This window comes from Kocuria kalidii (assembly GCF_044462225.1).
GTDB lineage: Bacteria > Actinomycetota > Actinomycetes > Actinomycetales > Micrococcaceae > Kocuria > Kocuria kalidii.
In genome coordinates, this window is record NZ_JBISWJ010000041.1 from 35,990 (window position 1) to 51,321 (window position 15,332).

At 75.0% G+C, this 15,332-nt stretch carries 10 protein-coding genes; 8 read left to right on the forward strand and 2 right to left on the reverse strand.

What is annotated here, in order from left to right; genetic code table 11:
• Positions 1-108: 108 nt before the first annotated feature.
• The 7 genes from ACH9D3_RS06325 to ACH9D3_RS06355 all read left to right on the forward strand — a co-directional run bounded on the left by ACH9D3_RS06325 (position 109) and on the right by ACH9D3_RS06355 (position 12,428).
• On the forward strand, positions 109-942 hold the full coding sequence (locus tag ACH9D3_RS06325; protein WP_396410284.1) for an acyl-CoA thioesterase domain-containing protein: 834 nt from the start codon (positions 109-111) through the stop codon (positions 940-942).
• 214 nt (positions 943-1,156) lie between these two features.
• Positions 1,157-1,483: a 2Fe-2S iron-sulfur cluster-binding protein gene (locus ACH9D3_RS06330; protein WP_396398655.1), complete on the forward strand. Its 327-nt coding sequence runs from the start codon at positions 1,157-1,159 to the stop codon at positions 1,481-1,483.
• 84 nt (positions 1,484-1,567) lie between these two features.
• Positions 1,568-4,438: an FAD-linked oxidase C-terminal domain-containing protein gene (locus tag ACH9D3_RS06335; protein WP_396410285.1), complete on the forward strand. Its 2,871-nt coding sequence runs from the start codon at positions 1,568-1,570 to the stop codon at positions 4,436-4,438.
• Positions 4,439-4,581: 143 nt separating this feature from the next.
• Positions 4,582-4,770: a hypothetical protein gene (locus ACH9D3_RS06340; protein WP_396410286.1), complete on the forward strand. Its 189-nt coding sequence runs from the start codon at positions 4,582-4,584 to the stop codon at positions 4,768-4,770.
• Complete coding sequence (locus ACH9D3_RS06345) at positions 4,760-9,901, forward strand: Lhr family ATP-dependent helicase (protein WP_396410287.1); 5,142 nt, start codon at positions 4,760-4,762, stop codon at positions 9,899-9,901. Before ACH9D3_RS06340 ends, ACH9D3_RS06345 begins: the two co-directional genes overlap by 11 nt.
• A gap of 27 nt (positions 9,902-9,928) precedes the next feature.
• Complete coding sequence (locus tag ACH9D3_RS06350) at positions 9,929-10,771, forward strand: DNA-formamidopyrimidine glycosylase family protein (RefSeq protein WP_396398660.1); 843 nt, start codon at positions 9,929-9,931, stop codon at positions 10,769-10,771.
• A gap of 76 nt (positions 10,772-10,847) precedes the next feature.
• Positions 10,848-12,428, forward strand: a complete 1,581-nt coding sequence (locus ACH9D3_RS06355; RefSeq protein WP_396410308.1) for a stealth conserved region 3 domain-containing protein — start codon at positions 10,848-10,850, stop codon at positions 12,426-12,428.
• A 75-nt stretch (positions 12,429-12,503) separates the two neighbouring features.
• On the opposite strand, the gene ACH9D3_RS06360 is transcribed toward ACH9D3_RS06355, so the two are convergent.
• Both ACH9D3_RS06360 and ACH9D3_RS06365 read right to left on the reverse strand, forming a co-directional pair.
• Positions 12,504-13,598 (reverse strand): aminotransferase class V-fold PLP-dependent enzyme, encoded by a 1,095-nt coding sequence (locus ACH9D3_RS06360; RefSeq protein WP_396410288.1) that lies wholly within the window; start codon positions 13,596-13,598, stop codon positions 12,504-12,506.
• 133 nt (positions 13,599-13,731) lie between these two features.
• Entirely contained in the window at positions 13,732-14,094 is a 363-nt protein-coding gene (locus ACH9D3_RS06365) for a hypothetical protein (protein ID WP_396410289.1), read from the reverse strand.
• Positions 14,095-14,510: 416 nt separating this feature from the next.
• Here ACH9D3_RS06365 and ACH9D3_RS06370 point away from each other — a divergent pair, with 416 nt between their 5' ends.
• Entirely contained in the window at positions 14,511-15,002 is a 492-nt protein-coding gene (locus tag ACH9D3_RS06370) for a deaminase (protein ID WP_396410290.1), read from the forward strand.
• Positions 15,003-15,332 lie beyond the last annotated feature (330 nt).

Genomic DNA, 15,332 nt, shown 5'->3' on the forward strand with positions numbered 1-15,332 from the left:
TCACCGGCGGGAGGCGTGGAGGCGTGCTGCCGGTCGCGGCGGTCGCATCCGCTACCGTGGTGCCGTCACGGCCCGCCGTCCGGCGGGCGGCGAACGGAGGGGTGCAGCATGACGACGACGGCGCGGGCGGCCGGACACCTGGGCGCGGACGGGGAGGAGTACCCGGACGCGTACTTCGTGCGGCTGGACGGCACCAGGTTCCGCTCGACGCTGCACTCGCAGGGCGCGTGGAGCGACGCCGAGCAGCACATGGGTGCCGCCTCGGGTCTGCTCGCCCACGCCGTGGACGTCGACCACCCCCGCGAGGACCTGCTGCCCGTGCGCTTCTCCTACGACATCCTCGGCTTCATCCCCGGCGGCGAGGTCGAGGTGACGACGCGCGTGGTCCGCCCGGGCCGCACCATCGAGCTGGTCGAGGCCACGATGAGCCACGCGGGCCGCTCCTGCATCCGGCTCAGCGTGTGGCGGCTGGTCCGCGGGGAGACCGCCGGGTCCGCCGGCACGCACCGGGAGGCCCTGCCGCCCGTGACCGACACGCTGCCCACCACGATGACCGGGCGCTGGCCCGGCGGGTACATCGCGTCCCTCGAGGGCCGCACCGTGCGGGAGCACCGGCCGGGCCGGGCCGCCATGTGGCTGCGCGCGCCGCACGCCGTCGTCGCCGGCGAGGAGTCGTCCACCACGGCGCGGTTCCTGGCGGCGGTGGACGCCGCCAACGGCATCGCCGTGCGGGTGGGCCCGGACGAGATGGCCTTCCCGAACGTGGACCTCGGCGTGCACCTGGTCCGGGAGCCGGTCTCCCCGTGGGTGGGCCTCGACACGCACGTCACCTTCGGCGACACCGGCGTGGGTCTCACCGAGTCGGCGCTGCACGACGAGGCCGGCTACCTGGGCCAGGTGGCCCAGTCCCTGACGATCCGGCCCCTCCCCGCCTCCGGCTGAGCCGGACCGGCCGACCGGCGCGGACCCGGCCGCACCACTGGGGCCGCACCGCCCGAACCGCGCACCGGGCAGGGGGCACCCTGGACGGGCCGCCCGCTCGGCACGCCTCGGGACTGCCCGGCCCGTCCGGGGCGCCCGCCGCGCGACCGTACAATGGGCGGCGGGATTTCCGACGTCGAGACCAGGGGCGGCCACGCCCCGAGGAGGCCATTCAGTGAGCAGCATCAACATCACCGTGATCGATCGCGAGGGCAACCGCACCGAGGGTGTCGAGTGGAAGGACTTCGAGAGCCTCATGGAGGCCCTCACCCGCCACAAGTACCCGATCCTGGCGACCTGCGGCGGCAACGCCTCGTGCTCCACCTGCCACTCCTACCTCGACCAGGGCGCCTTCGCGAAGGCCAACGAGATCAACGACGAGGAGGAGGACCTCCTCGACATGCTCGACGACACCCGGCACGACACCTCGCGGCTGAGCTGCCAGGTGGAGTGGGCCGAGGAGCTCGACGGCGCCGAGGTCACCATCGCCCCCGAGTGGTGAGGCCTCCGTCCCCGCAGGGACGATCCCGCCAGCTCTGACCAGACCCCGGACGGACCGGCGCTGCCGGCGCGCAGGAAGTGGACCATGACCGACATCCGTGAGGACCTCACGACCCGCGCCGCCTACGTCTCGGACGCGTCGATCTACCGCCGGCTCCCCGAGGCGGTGGCGGAGCCGCGCAGCGTCGAGGAGGTGCGCGAGCTGCTGGCGCTGGCCCGTGAGCGCGGGTGGCCGGTGGTCTCCCGCGGGGGCGGGACGTCGGTGGCGGGCAACGCGATCGGCGACGGACTGGTCATCGACACGTCCCGGCACTTCAACCGGATCCTGTCGATCAACCCCGAGGCGATGACCGCCACGATAGAGCCCGGGGTGATCTGCGACCAGCTGCGGTCCGCGGCGTCCGAGTTCGGACTCACCTACGGCCCCGACCCCTCGACGCACTCGCGGTGCACGATCGGCGGGATGGTCGCCAACAACGCGTGCGGCTCCCACTCCGTGGCGTGGGGCACGTCCGCCGACAACCTGGTGTCGCTGAAGGTCATGCTCGCCGACGGCCGGGTGGTCGAGCTGCACGAGGGCGGCACCTCCGAGCCGGCGATCACCCGGGCCCTCACCGGGATCCGGGACCGCCACCTCGCGATGCTGCGCACCGAGCTCGGCCAGTTCCCGCGCCAGGTCTCCGGCTACGGGCTGCACTACCTGCTCGGGGAGAAGGGCTTCGACGCCGCCAAGGCCTTCGCGGGGACGGAGGGCACCTGCGGGGTCATCACGGAGCTCACGGTCCGCCTGGTCCGCAGGCCGGCCCACACGGCCCTGGCCGTACTGGGCTTCGAGGACGCCTTCGAGGCCGCGACCGCGGCGCCGAGGCTGCGGGTCCCGGGCGTGTACACGATCGAGGGCATGGGCTCGGACCTGCTCGACGCCCTGCGCACCCGCCAGGGGCAGGAGCATGCCGGCGAGGAGCTGCCCCGCGGCGGCGGCTGGCTCTACTGCGAGGTCGGCGCGGACACCCCCGAGGAGGCCGAGGCGGGTGCCCGGGCGCTGCCGGGGCTCGTGGAGGAGAACGTCGTGGACTCCGTGGTCGTCTCCGACACGGCGCGGGTCCGGGCCCTGTGGCGGATCCGCGAGGCCGGCGCGGGCATCGTGACCCGCCTGCCCGACGGCGGGGAGGCCTGGCCCGGGTGGGAGGACTCCGCGGTCCCGCCCGCGCGCCTGGGCGAGTACCTGCGCGACCTCTACGACCTCCTGCACGAGCTGGGCCTCACCGGCATCCCCTTCGGGCACTTCGGAGAGGGCTGCGTGCACATCCGCATCTCCTTCGACTTCGCCGACGACGCCGGGGTCGCGGCGTACCGGACGTTCATCGAACGGGCCGCGGAGCTCGTGCACCGCTACGGCGGCTCCGTCTCCGGCGAGCACGGGGACGGCCGGGCCCGCTCGGAGCTGCTGGCCACGATCTACTCGCCCGAAGCACGGGCCGCCTTCGCGGAGTTCAAGCGCGTCTTCGACCCGGACGGGCTCTTCAACCCCGGCGTGCTCGTGGACCCGGAGCCCGTCGACCAGGGCATCCGCCCCGGTCCGGGGGCTCGGACGTTCGAGCTCACGCCCGTGCACGCGTTCTCCCGCGACGGCGGCTCGTTCTCCAGCGCCGTGAACCGGTGCGTGGGGGTGGGCGCGTGCCGTTCCGACGTCGGGGCCATGTGCCCGTCCTTCCAGGCGACCCACGACGAGGTGCACTCGACCCGCGGCCGCGCCCGGTCCCTGGCCGAGATGCTGCGCGGGGAGTCCATCACGGACGGCTGGAAGTCGAAGGAGACCCTCGAGGCGCTCGACCTGTGCCTGTCCTGCAAGGCCTGCGCCTCCGAGTGCCCGGTCAACGTGGACATGGCGACCTACAAGGCCGAGTTCCTGCACCACCACTACCGGCACGGCCTGCTCTCCTTCCTCGGCCGGGACCGCCGGCCGATGGCGCAGTTCACGATGGGCTGGATGCCGCTCTTGATGCGGATCGTGGAGAAGGTGCCCCTCTCCTTCCGGCTGATCAACCTGCTGGAGTCCAACCGGGCCGTCGAGGAGCTGACCAAGCGCCTCGGCGGGATCGAGCCGAAGCGCCGGATGATCTCCTTCGCCGACCAGCCGCTCACCCGGTGGTTCCGCGGCCGCTCCGCCGACCAGCGCCCGGGCGACGACGCGGACGGCCGGCCCACCGTGGTGCTGTGGCCGGACACGTTCACCAACTTCGCCGCGGACGCCCCCGGCAAGGCCGCCGTGGAGGTGCTCGAGGCCATGGGCTACCGGGTGCTGCTACCCATGGGCAACGTCTGCTGCGGGCTGACCTGGCACTCCACCGGGCAGCTGGACATGACGCAGAGGGTGCTGCGCGACACCCTCGACGTGATGGAGCCGCTGCTGGCGGCCGGCTACCCGATCGTCGGGCTCGAGCCCTCGTGCACCGTGATGCTCCAGGACGAGATCACGGAGCTGCTCCCCGACGACCCCCGCGCCCGGCGGGTCAGCGAGCTGACGACGACGATCGGCGCGTTCGCGGCCCGCCACCTGGCCGAGGGCGGCCCGTGGCCGTTCCAGGAGCTGGCCACCGAGACCGGTCCCGCCGGCGCCGTGTGCCAGGTGCACTGCCACCAGCAGTCGATGAGCGGCTACGGCCGGGAGCTGGAGGTCCTCGCGAAGCTGGGCGTGGACACCGCCGTGGTCGGCGGCGGCTGCTGCGGGCTCGCGGGCAACTGGGGCTTCGAGCCCGGCCACTACGAGGTCTCGCAGACCCTCGGCGAGCGCGAGCTGTTCCCCGCGATCCGCGCGGCCGCGGACGGGACGATCGTGCTGGCCGACGGCTTCTCGTGCCGCACCCAGATCGCCCAGGGCACCGGGGCCGACGGCGTCCACCTCGCCGAGGTGCTGCGCGCGGCGCTGCCCCCCGCCGAGGACGGCCGGCCGTAGCGCACGCCCCTGGGTCCCTCGGCGGCGACGGCGGCACTCCCGGGGCCTCGTGTCGGTGGCCCGCCCTAGAATGAGGGCCCCGGGGAGCTCCCTCCCCGGGGCGTGGTCCTCCACGTCCGTCCGTCCGAGGAGAAGAGCCCCCCATGTCCTCGCTCCTCCCCGCCGCCCGGGCCTTCCCGGCCGGCGACCACCCGGCGCGCGGCGCCCGGACGGGCCCGGACCGGCGCGTGCGCCCGACCGGGAGCACGGAGCCCGTCCCGAGCCCCGTCCCCGCCGAGGTCTGCGGCGCTCCGCGGATCCACCAGCCCGGGATCCAGGGCCTTGGCGCCTGACCCGGCCCTGAGCCTGTTCACCGAGCACACGCGGACCTGGTTCGCAGGTGCGTTCGCCGCGCCCACCGCCGCCCAGGAGGGCGCGTGGCGGGCGATCGCCGCCGGGCGGCACGCCCTGATCGTCGCGCCCACCGGTTCCGGCAAGACCCTGGCCGCCTTCCTGTGGGCGCTGGACCGCTTCGTGGCCGAGGCCGCTCCGGGGGGTGTCCCGGCCGGCGGGGCAGCGTCCCCCCGCGGGACCACGGCCGCCCGCCGCGCGGCGCCCGGCAGCACGGACGGCAGCACGGGCGGCCCCGCGTCCGGGACCGCGGACGGCACGGCCTCCGCCGGCGGCAGCCTGCGGGCCAAGGCCCGCTCGGCGAGCGCCCGGGGCGAGCGGCGCGGGACCCGGGTCCTCTACATCTCCCCCCTGAAGGCCCTGGGCGTCGACGTGGAGCGCAACCTGCGGGCCCCGCTGATCGGGATCTCGCAGACGGCGCGCCACGCCGGGGTCGAGCCGCCGGAGATCAGCGTGGGCGTCCGTTCCGGGGACACCCCCCAGGCGATCCGCCGGGCCCTGCTGACCAGTCCCCCGGACATCCTCATCACCACGCCCGAGTCGCTGTACCTGATGCTGACCTCCAAGGCGCGGGAGACCCTCACTGACGTGCAGACGGTCATCGTGGACGAGGTGCACGCCGTGGCCGGCACCAAGCGGGGGGCGCACCTGGCGGTCACGCTCGAACGCCTGGACGCCCTGCTGGAGCGGCCGGTGCAGCGCATCGGGCTGTCCGCGACCGTCGAGCCGATCGAGACGGTCGCCCGGTTCCTGGGCGGCCGGGAGCCGGTCTCCGTCGTCGCGCCGCGGGCGGAGAAGTCGTGGGACCTCACGGTCTCGGTGCCGATCCCGGACATGACGGTGCTGGGCGGTCCGAGCGCCTCGCCGTCCCTGGCCGGGTCCGGCTTCGGGGACGACGACCTCGACGCCCTCGCCCCCACGACCACCGCGTCGATCTGGCCGCACGTCGAGGAGCGGGTCGTGGACCTGGTGCTCGAGAACCGGTCGACCATCGTGTTCGCCAACTCCCGCGGCCTCTCCGAGAAGCTCACGGCACGGCTGAACGAGATCTACGCCTTCCGCCTGGAGCACGCGGGCCAGGAGGGCGCCGGCCACGACGGTACCCTCCCCGACGGCGCGGGCCAGGACGGCACCCTCCCGGACGGCACCCTCCCGGACGGCGCCGGCCGGCACGGCTCCGGCGCACCCGACGACTGGGCGCGCGGGCTCCCGGTGGGCTCCGCCCCGCAGCAGGTCGGGGACGTGCTGCGCTCCGCCCTGTCCGGAGGCCACGGGGCCGGCGGGTCCACCGACCCCGGGCCCGCGGACCTGCGCCGGCAGACCGGCCACTACGAGGGCGCGGCGCCGGTGCTGGCGCGCGCCCACCACGGGTCGGTGTCGAAGGACCAGCGGGCGGTCATCGAGGACGACCTCAAGACCGGTCGGCTGCGCTGCGTCGTGGCCACGTCCTCCCTCGAGCTGGGCATCGACATGGGCGCGGTGGACCTGGTGGTCCAGATCGAGGCCCCGCCCTCCGCGGCCTCGGGCCTGCAGCGCGTGGGCCGCGCCGGCCACCAGGTGGGCGAGGTCTCGCGCGGCTGGTTCTACCCGAAGCACCGCGGGGACCTGCTGGACGCCGCGGTCACGGTGGAGCGGATGCTGCAGGGCAGGATCGAGCCGCTCGCGGTCCCGCTCAACCCCCTGGACGTCCTGGCGCAGCAGACCGTCGCGGCGACCGCGCTGGGCCCGGTCGACGTCGAGGAGTGGTTCGACACCGTCCGCCGGTCCTGCCCGTTCCTGACCCTGCCCCGGTCCGCCTACGACGCCACCCTGGACCTGCTCTCGGGCCGCTACCCGTCCGACGAGTTCGCCGAGCTGCGCCCGCGGATCGTGTGGGACCGGGAGACCGGCACCATCGAGGGCCGGCCCGGGGCGCAGCGCCTGGCCGTGACCTCGGGCGGCACCATCCCGGACCGCGGCCTGTTCGCGGTCTACCTCGTGGGCGAGCAGGACGGGAAGAACTCCAAGCGGGTGGGCGAGCTCGACGAGGAGATGGTCTACGAGTCCCGCGTGGGGGACGTCATCGCCCTGGGCGCCTCCAGCTGGCGGATCGAGGAGATCACGCACGACCGCGTCGTCGTCTCCCCCGCCCCGGGCGTCCCCGGCAAGCTGCCGTTCTGGCACGGCGACGGCCCCGGCCGTCCCGTGGAGCTGGGCCGCGCGGTGGGCCGCTTCAACCGCGAGATCGCCGGGGCCCCGGAGCCGGAGGCCCGCGCCCGGCTGCGCACGGCCGGTCTCGACGAGTGGGCCGCCGACAACCTGCTCGCCTACGTGGGCGAGCAGAAGGAGGCGGTGGGGCAGGTGCCCTCGGACCGGCTGTTCGTCGTCGAGCGCTTCCACGACGAGCTCGGGGACTGGCGCGTGGTGCTGCACTCGCCGTTCGGGATGCCCGTGCACGCCCCGTGGGCGCTGGCCGTGGGAGCCCGGCTGCACGAGCGGTACGGGCTGGACGGCTCCGCGCAGGCCGCCGACGACGGGATCGTGCTCCGCGTGCCGGCCATGGAGGACGAGCCCCCGGGGGCGGAGCTGTTCCTCTTCGACGCCGACGAGCTCGACCGGATCGTCACCGAGGAGGTGGGCGGCTCGGCGCTGTTCGCGTCCCGGTTCCGGGAGTGCGCCGCCCGCGCCCTGCTGCTGCCCCGGCGCGACCCCGGCCGGCGCTCCCCGCTGTGGCAGCAGCGCCAGCGCTCGGCGCAGCTGCTGGACGTCGCCCGGAAGTACCCGCAGTTCCCGATCATCCTGGAGACCATCCGCGAGTGCCTCCAGGACGTCTACGACCTGCCGGCGCTCAAGGAGCTGCACCGGGCGGTCGAGCGGCGGGCCATCCGGGTGGTCGAGACCACCACGGAGCAGCCGTCCCCGTTCGCCCGCACGCTGCTCTTCGGCTACGTGGCGCAGTTCCTCTACGAGGGGGACTCGCCGCTGGCCGAGCGCAAGGCGGCCGTCCTGTCCCTCGACGCCGCCCTGCTCAACGAGCTCCTGGGCCGGGCCGAGCTGCGGGAGCTGCTGGACCCCGAGGTCCTCGAGCGCACGGAGGCCGAGCTGCAGCGCCTGGCCCCGGACCGCCGGCTGCGCGGGATCGAGGGCGCGGCCGACCTGCTGCGCCTGCTCGGCCCGCTCACCACCGCCGAGGCTGTCCGCCGGCTCCAGGACCCCGGGGACCCGGACGCCCCGTGCCCCGAGGACGTCGCCGGCGGGTGGCTCGACCAGCTCGTGTCCGCCAACCGCGCCCTGCGGGTGCACCTGCGCGGCGTCGAGCACTGGGCCGCGATCGAGGACGCCTCCCGGCTGCGCGACGCCCTGGGCGTCCCCCTGCCCATGGGGGTGCCGCTGGCCTTCGTGGAGCCGGTCGAGGACCCGCTGGCCGACCTCGTCTCACGCTACGCCCGCACCCACGGTCCCTTCACGGTGGACGAGGCCGCCGCGCGGCTCGGGCTGGGCACGGCCGTGGTGCGCACCACGCTGGAGCGGCTCGCCGCGGACCGGCGGGTGGTCGAGGGCGAGTTCCGGCCGGTGCGCGACGACGGCGGGGCCGGCCCGGCGGCGTCCGAGTGGTGCGAGGCCGAGGTGCTGCGCCGGATCCGGCGCCGTTCGCTGGCCGCGCTGCGCCGCGACGTGGAACCCGTGTCCGGGCAGGTCTACGCCCGGTTCCTGCCGGCCTGGCAGCACGTCGGCCGGGGCCACCAGCTGCGCGGCGAGGACGGGGTGCTCACCGTGGTGGACCAGCTCGCGGGTGTCCCCGTCCCCGCCTCGGCCTGGGAGCCGCTCGTGCTCGCGGCCCGGGTGGCCGACTACCGGCCCGAGCTGCTGGACGAGCTGACCGCCACCGGGGAGATCCTCTGGTCCGGGGCCGGGTCCCTCGCCGGCGACGACGGGTGGGTGTCGCTGCACCTGAGCGAGGCCGCCCAGCTCACCCTGCCCCCGGCCGAGACCCTCGCGGCCGCGGCCGCGGCCCTGGACTCCACGCTGGAGCGGCGCGTGCTCGACGTCCTCGCCCCCGGCGGCGCGTGGTTCTTCCCGCAGCTGCTGGGTCTGCTCGACGCGGCCGGGGACCCGGTCCCCGCCGCCGGGCTGACCACGGCGCTGTGGAACCTCGTCTGGTCCGGGCTGGTCACCAACGACACCTTCCTGCCCGTGCGCTCCCTGCTCTCCGGCGGGCAGGCCGCCCACCGGCACAGGCCCCGGGCGCCCCGGGGCCGCACCACGTCCCGGCGGGGCGCCGCCCGGCTGCGGCCCGGCGGCGCCCCCGCCCGGCCCGGGACCGGTGGCGCGCTGCGCGCCCCGGCCGGAGCGGCCACCCTGGAGCGCCACGACTCCCCGCTCGTGGCCGGGCGCTGGTCGATGCTGCGCCCCGAGCCCCTCGACCCCACGCTGCGGGCGTCGGCCACCGCGGAGCTGCTCATGGACCGCTACGGCGTGGTGACCAAGGGCCCTGTGGCGGTCGAGGAGATCCCCGGCGGCTTCGCCACCGTGTACAAGGTGCTCTCCACGCTCGAGGACACGGGCCGGGCCCGCCGCGGCTACTTCATCGAGGGCCTGGGCGCGGCCCAGTTCGCGCAGGCCGCCACGGTGGACCACCTCCGGACGTTCAGCACCGACGACCAGGTCCGCGCCGAGGAGCCCGTGGCGCTGGCGCTGGCCGCGACCGACCCCGCCAGCCCCTACGGGGCCGCCCTCGAGTGGCCCGAGCCCGTGTCCGTGGCCGCTCCGGACGGCGGGGACGCGCCCGCGGGGCGGCACCGGCCCGGGCGGAAGGCCGGCGCCGTCGTCGTGCTCGTGGACGGCGCCCTGGTCCTGTACGTCGAGCGCGGCGGCAGGACCGTCCTCGCGTTCACGGACGAGCCTGCCGTCCTGGCCGCCGCCGGGCCCGCGGTGGCCGAGACCGTCCGCCGGGGCGCGGTGGACAAGCTGACCGTCGAGAAGGTCAACGGCGCCGGCGTCCTGGGTCACGGCCCGGTCGAGACCGCGGTGCGGGACTCCCTGCTGACCGGCGGGTTCTACTCGACACCGCGCGGGCTGAGGATGCGGCGTTGAGCGCGGGACCGAGCAGCGGGGGCGGCCGTGCCCGAGGGTGACACCGTCTACCGCCAGGCCGCCCTGCTGCGCCGCGCCCTGGACGGCAGGGTCCTGACCCGCAGCGACCTCCGGTTCCCGTCGATCGCCACCGCGGACCTGTCCGGGCGCACCGTGACCGCGGTGGTGCCGCGCGGCAAGCACCTGCTGGTCCGCACCGACGGCGGACCGGACGGCCTGCCGCCGCTCACCCTGCACTCCCACCTGCTCATGGAGGGCATGTGGCACGTCTATCCGCGCGGCGCCCGGTGGCGGCGCCCCGCCTTCCAGGCGCGGGCGGTGCTCGAGAACGCGGCCGCGCAGGCCGTCGGCTTCGACCTCGGCATGCTCGACCTCGTGGCCACGGCGGACGAGGACGAGCTCGTGGGCCACCTCGGCCCGGACCTGCTGGGCCCCGACTGGGACCGGGCCGCGGCCCTGGCCCGGCTCGCGCGCCATCCGCGACGGCACGTGGGGGCCGCGCTCATGGACCAGCGCAACCTCGCCGGGATCGGCAACGTCTACCGCAACGAGATCCTCTTCCTGCAGCGGCTGCACCCCTTCACCCCGGTGGCCGACGTCCCGGACCTCGGCGCGGTCGTGGACCTCTCCCACCGGCTGCTGCACGTCAACCGGGACCGCTCGCAGCGCTCCACGGTGGGCGGCCCGGCCCGTCGGGGCGAACAGTTCTGGGTCTACGGCCGCGGCCGGCAGCCGTGCCGCCGGTGCGGGTCCCCGGTCCGGGAGGCCCGGATCGACGACGCCGAGCTGGTGCCCGGTGAACCGTACCCGGGGCCGCCGCGGGACCGTGCGGTGTGGTTCTGCGACCGCTGCCAGCCCCTCCCCCGCTGAGTCCGGCCGTCCCGGCTTATCATGAGATCGCCGCCACGGCGGCCCGACTTCATGAGGAGGCACCATCAACACGACCCTGCTCGGCGCAGAGTACTTCGCCGCCCCCGAGGACGGCGCGGACGGCGAGGAGTTCCGCTCCGCCTCCCGTGCCTCCGCCGCCGCCCTGGACCAGCGCGAGGACGTGGTCCGCTACAAGGACCGCTTCGCCCTGCGGATCACGGACCAGACCCCGCACGACGTCATGGTGCAGAACCTGCTTTTCCTGCGCGGGGTCCTGGACTCCGCGGGCGTCGACTACCTGCTGGTGCGGGGCAACGACGAGCGCCCCGTCGTCGCGGTGGACGTCAAGGACCGGCCCCGGCTGCGGCAGGCCCTGGTGGACGCGGCCGTGGGCGAGCCGTTCTACGTCAAGCCGATGGACACCAAGAAGAAGACCGTGCAGCTGCTGGCCGACGGGGAGCTGTCCTCGCGCCGCAACGCCCGGGTCCTGCGGCTGTTCCGGCCCCACTACTCCGCGGAGGCCAAGCTCTACTACGGCGCCGGCACCGGCGTGCAGGTGGAGCTGTGGGAGTTCGGCGCGGACGAGATCCGGCTGCCCATCGAGAACTCGCTGACCCGGCGCACCGTCCCGGCGAACGAGGCGGTGCGCGGCACGGTGGAGCGCTTCGGCACCACCTGGCCGACCATCGAGAACATGTTCGCCGACCACGCCATCGACATCGACTTCGAGATCGACATGATCTTCTCGTGGGTGGACGGGACCGACGAGGAGTACCGCAGGATCCGGGCCTCGTACATGGCCGGCGCCGTGGTGGGCGAGGGCGACGCCCACGAGGCCCGCTTCCGGCAGGTCGACGAGCTGAAGTACGCCCTGCGCTCGGTGCACATGTACGCCCCGTGGGTGCGCAACATCTACATCGCCACCGACTCCCGGCCGCCGGCGTGGCTGGCCGAGCACCCGCGTGTGCGGCTCGTGCGCAGCGAGGAGTTCTTCGCGGACACCTCGGCGCTGCCGATCTACAACTCCCAGGCGGTGGAGGCGCAGCTGCACCGCATCGAGGGGCTCTCGGAGCACTACCTGTACTCCAACGACGACATGTTCTTCGGCCGTCCGGTCGGCCCGGCGCTGTTCTTCTCGCCCGGGGGGATCACGAAGTTCGTGGAGAACGAGACCCGCATCGGCCTCGGTGAGAACTCCGCCGAGCGCTCCGGCTTCGAGAACGCCGCCCGCGTCAACCGCCGGCTCCTGTGGGAGCGCTTCGGACGGATCACGACCCGCCACCTGCAGCACTGCGCGGCGCCCCTCCGGCGCAGCGTGGTGGCCGAGATGGAGCAGGAGTTCCCGGGGGAGTTCGCCCGCACCGCGTCCAGCCGCTTCCGCGCCGCGGACAACATCTCGGTCACGAACTCCCTGTACCACTACTACGCGCTGCTGACGGGCCGGGCCGTCACCCAGGAGACGGCCCGCACGGAGTACGTGGACACCACCACGCGCTCCGGGCTGCAGCAGATGGAGAAGCTGCTCGGCCGGCGCAGCCTGGACATGTTCTGCCTCAACGACGGCAGCTTCCCCGAGGTGCCCGGACCCGAGCGCGCGGAGCGGATGACGGAGTTCCTGGAGCGCTACTACCCCATCAGGGCCCCCTGGGAGAAGTGACCGGGCCGGCGGCCGGGGCGGGGAGCCCCTGTCGCCGGCCGCCCCGGGTGTGTGCCCGCGAGGGTCGCCCCGGCGTCAGCCGGCCGTCCGCAGCGCCTCCTGCAGGGCGCCCAGCACGAGGGACACCGAGCCGGGATTCGCGTTGGGCCCCATCAGCCCGATCCGCCACACCGTGTCCGCGTACTCCTTCACGCCCGCCCCGATCTCCAGGGAGAAGTGCTCCAGCAGGTGGGAGCGCACCCGGGCCGAGTCGACGCCCTCGGGCACCCTGACCGTGGTCAGCTCCGGCAGGCGGTGCCCCTCGGCGGCGAACAGCTCCAGGCCCATGTCCTGCAGGCCCGTCTGCAGGGCGTCGCCCGCGGCCCGGTGCCGGTCCCAGACGTTCTCCAGGCCCTCCTCGGCGATCCGGCGCAGCGCGGCGTCCAGGGACGCGATCATCGCCGTGGGGGCGGTGTGGTGGTAGGTCCGGGCGCGGCCCCGGGCCTCGCCCGCGTAGCCGCCGAGCATGCCCAGGTCGAGGTACCACGAGCGGGGGTGCTGCACCCGGCGCTCGAACGCGGCGTCCGAGATCGTGAACGGCGCCAGCCCCGGGGCGACGCCCAGGCACTTCTGGGTGCCGGCGTAGCCGAGGTCCACGCCCCAGTCGTCCGCGCGCAGCTCGATCCCGCCGATGGACGTGACCGCGTCCACGAGCAGCAGCGCGTCGCCCTTGAGCTCGCCCAGCCCGGCGATGTCCGAGCGCACGCCCGTGGAGGTCTCCGCGTGCACCACCGCGATGATCTTGGGGGACGGGTGCGCCTCCGCGACCCGCTGCGGGTCGACCGGCTCCCCGTACGGGAAGTCCACGCGCACCACCTCCGCGCCGCAGCGGGCCGCGACGTCGCACATCCGCTCGCCGAACAGCCCGTTGACGGCGACGACGACGACGTCGCCCTCCTCCACCGTGTTGACGAACGCCGCCTCCATGCCGGCGGAGCCCGTGGCGCTCAGCGGCAGGGTGCGCCGGTTGTCCGTGCCCCAGACCGTGCGCAGACCGTCGCAGGCGCTGTCCATGACGTCGAGGAAGGCCGGGTCCAGGTGGCCGAGCAGCGGGTGACCCAGCGCCGCGGTGGCCTCCGGGTAGGGGTTGGTCGGGCCGGGGCCGAACAGGTGGCGCTGGATCAGGGGCACGGTGCACTCCTCGGGGAACGGGTGGGCAGGTCCGCGGCCCAGCCTATGGCCTGCCCCGGAGCGGGCTCGTCCGGGGCCGGCCGCGGCGGGGCCCCGCCGTGCGGCCCGCCGCGGCCGGCACCCGCCCCCGCTGTCACCGGCGTCCGAGCAGGCGGAGCGCTGCGCGGATCCGTGGCCGCGGTGCGCGGCGCAGGGCCGCGACGCGGCGCGGGGCCCGGCGTGGTGGCAGCCGCGCGGTGCGGGACCAGGAGTCGAACATCGCGCTCCCCTCGGTGGCCGCCATCCGGTCCTGGAGCGTGGTCCGCCCGGCGGGGCCCTGGACCACTCCCGTGCGCTTGTCGTAGGTGAAGCCGTCGTCGAGGACGATGTGCTCGGCGGTCTCGGCGACCACGGAGTACAGCACCACGTGCTCGCCCGGGTCCGCCCCGGGGTGGACGGCGGCGCGCGCGCCGGGATGGGTGGCGCCGCCGTGGTTGAGGTCGAAGAGGTCGGCCATGGGAGGTGCGGTCTCCTGGTGGGCTCGGGAGCTCGGTCGCCCGTACGGCGGCGGTGGGTCTGCCCCGGTGCTTCCCGGTGCGGCCCCACCGTGGGGTTCGGTGTCCTCATCCTAGTGACGGCACCGCGGAGCCCCGGCGACGGACCTCACACGTTCCGCGGGGTGGGCAGCGCGCCGGCGGCCCTCCGGCGGCTCTCCGGCCGCTCCGTCCGGACGGGACGCCGCCGCGACCGTTGTGGTCCGCCGCCCTCCTCGATAGCCTCTGGGCAGGCCCACGGCGGGCCCGGGCGACCGGACCGTCCACCGGGCGGACAGGCAGAACTGCACCATCGATCACGCAGCGGCCGCCGTCGGTGCCCTTCCTGTCCCGGCCCGGGAGGCGCCGCGGCACCACTGCCCCACTCCGGGAGCTCCGCATGGACACGAGCCGCACCCCGCCCCCCGACGCCCGGCAGCTGCTGCGCGAGGCCATCGACCTGGCGGTGGGCAACGCCACCGTCGACGGCGGCCCGTTCGGCGCCGTCGTCGTCACCGCGGACGGTCGCCGTTTCTCCGGGGTCAACCGCGTCACCGCCGACAACGACCCCACCGCGCACGCGGAGGTCATGGCGATCCGCAACGCCTGCCGCGAGCTGCGCACCTTCGACCTCTCGGGCGCGAACCTCTACTCGAGCTGCGAGCCGTGCCCCATGTGCCTGTCGGCAGCCCTGTGGGCCCGCCTGGGCGCCGTCTGGTTCGCCGCCGACCGGCACGACGCGGCCGCCGGCGGCTTCGACGACGCCGAGTTCTACGAGTACTTCGCCACTCCGGAGGACCGACGGTCCCTGCCGGTGCGGCCGGTCCCGCTCGACGAGCGCACCGCGCCGTTCGAGGCCTGGGCGAGGAACACCGCGCGCACCGCCTACTGAAGCCCGTCCGACCGCCTCCGCCGGCATCGCCCGCGCCGCCCGTACGGCCCTCCGCTCGACGACGCTCCCCGCCACGGCCCGCATCGTCGCACGTCGGAGGGGACAGGACCGAACAGGGCTCCGGACTGTGAGCCGCCTTACGAAATTGTGAAGACTTATTACAGATTAGTAGCATGACAGTGATGGGTCCTGGTCGGCTCACGGGTCCGATGTGCGATGCACGTGGGGGGACACCGGAGCACAGCCGACCGGACTCTCCCGGTGCCGCTCTCGTCCTGATCCCGCGGGGGCGGCACCCCTCCCGGGCGGCGGCCCGGAGCCGCTGCCCGG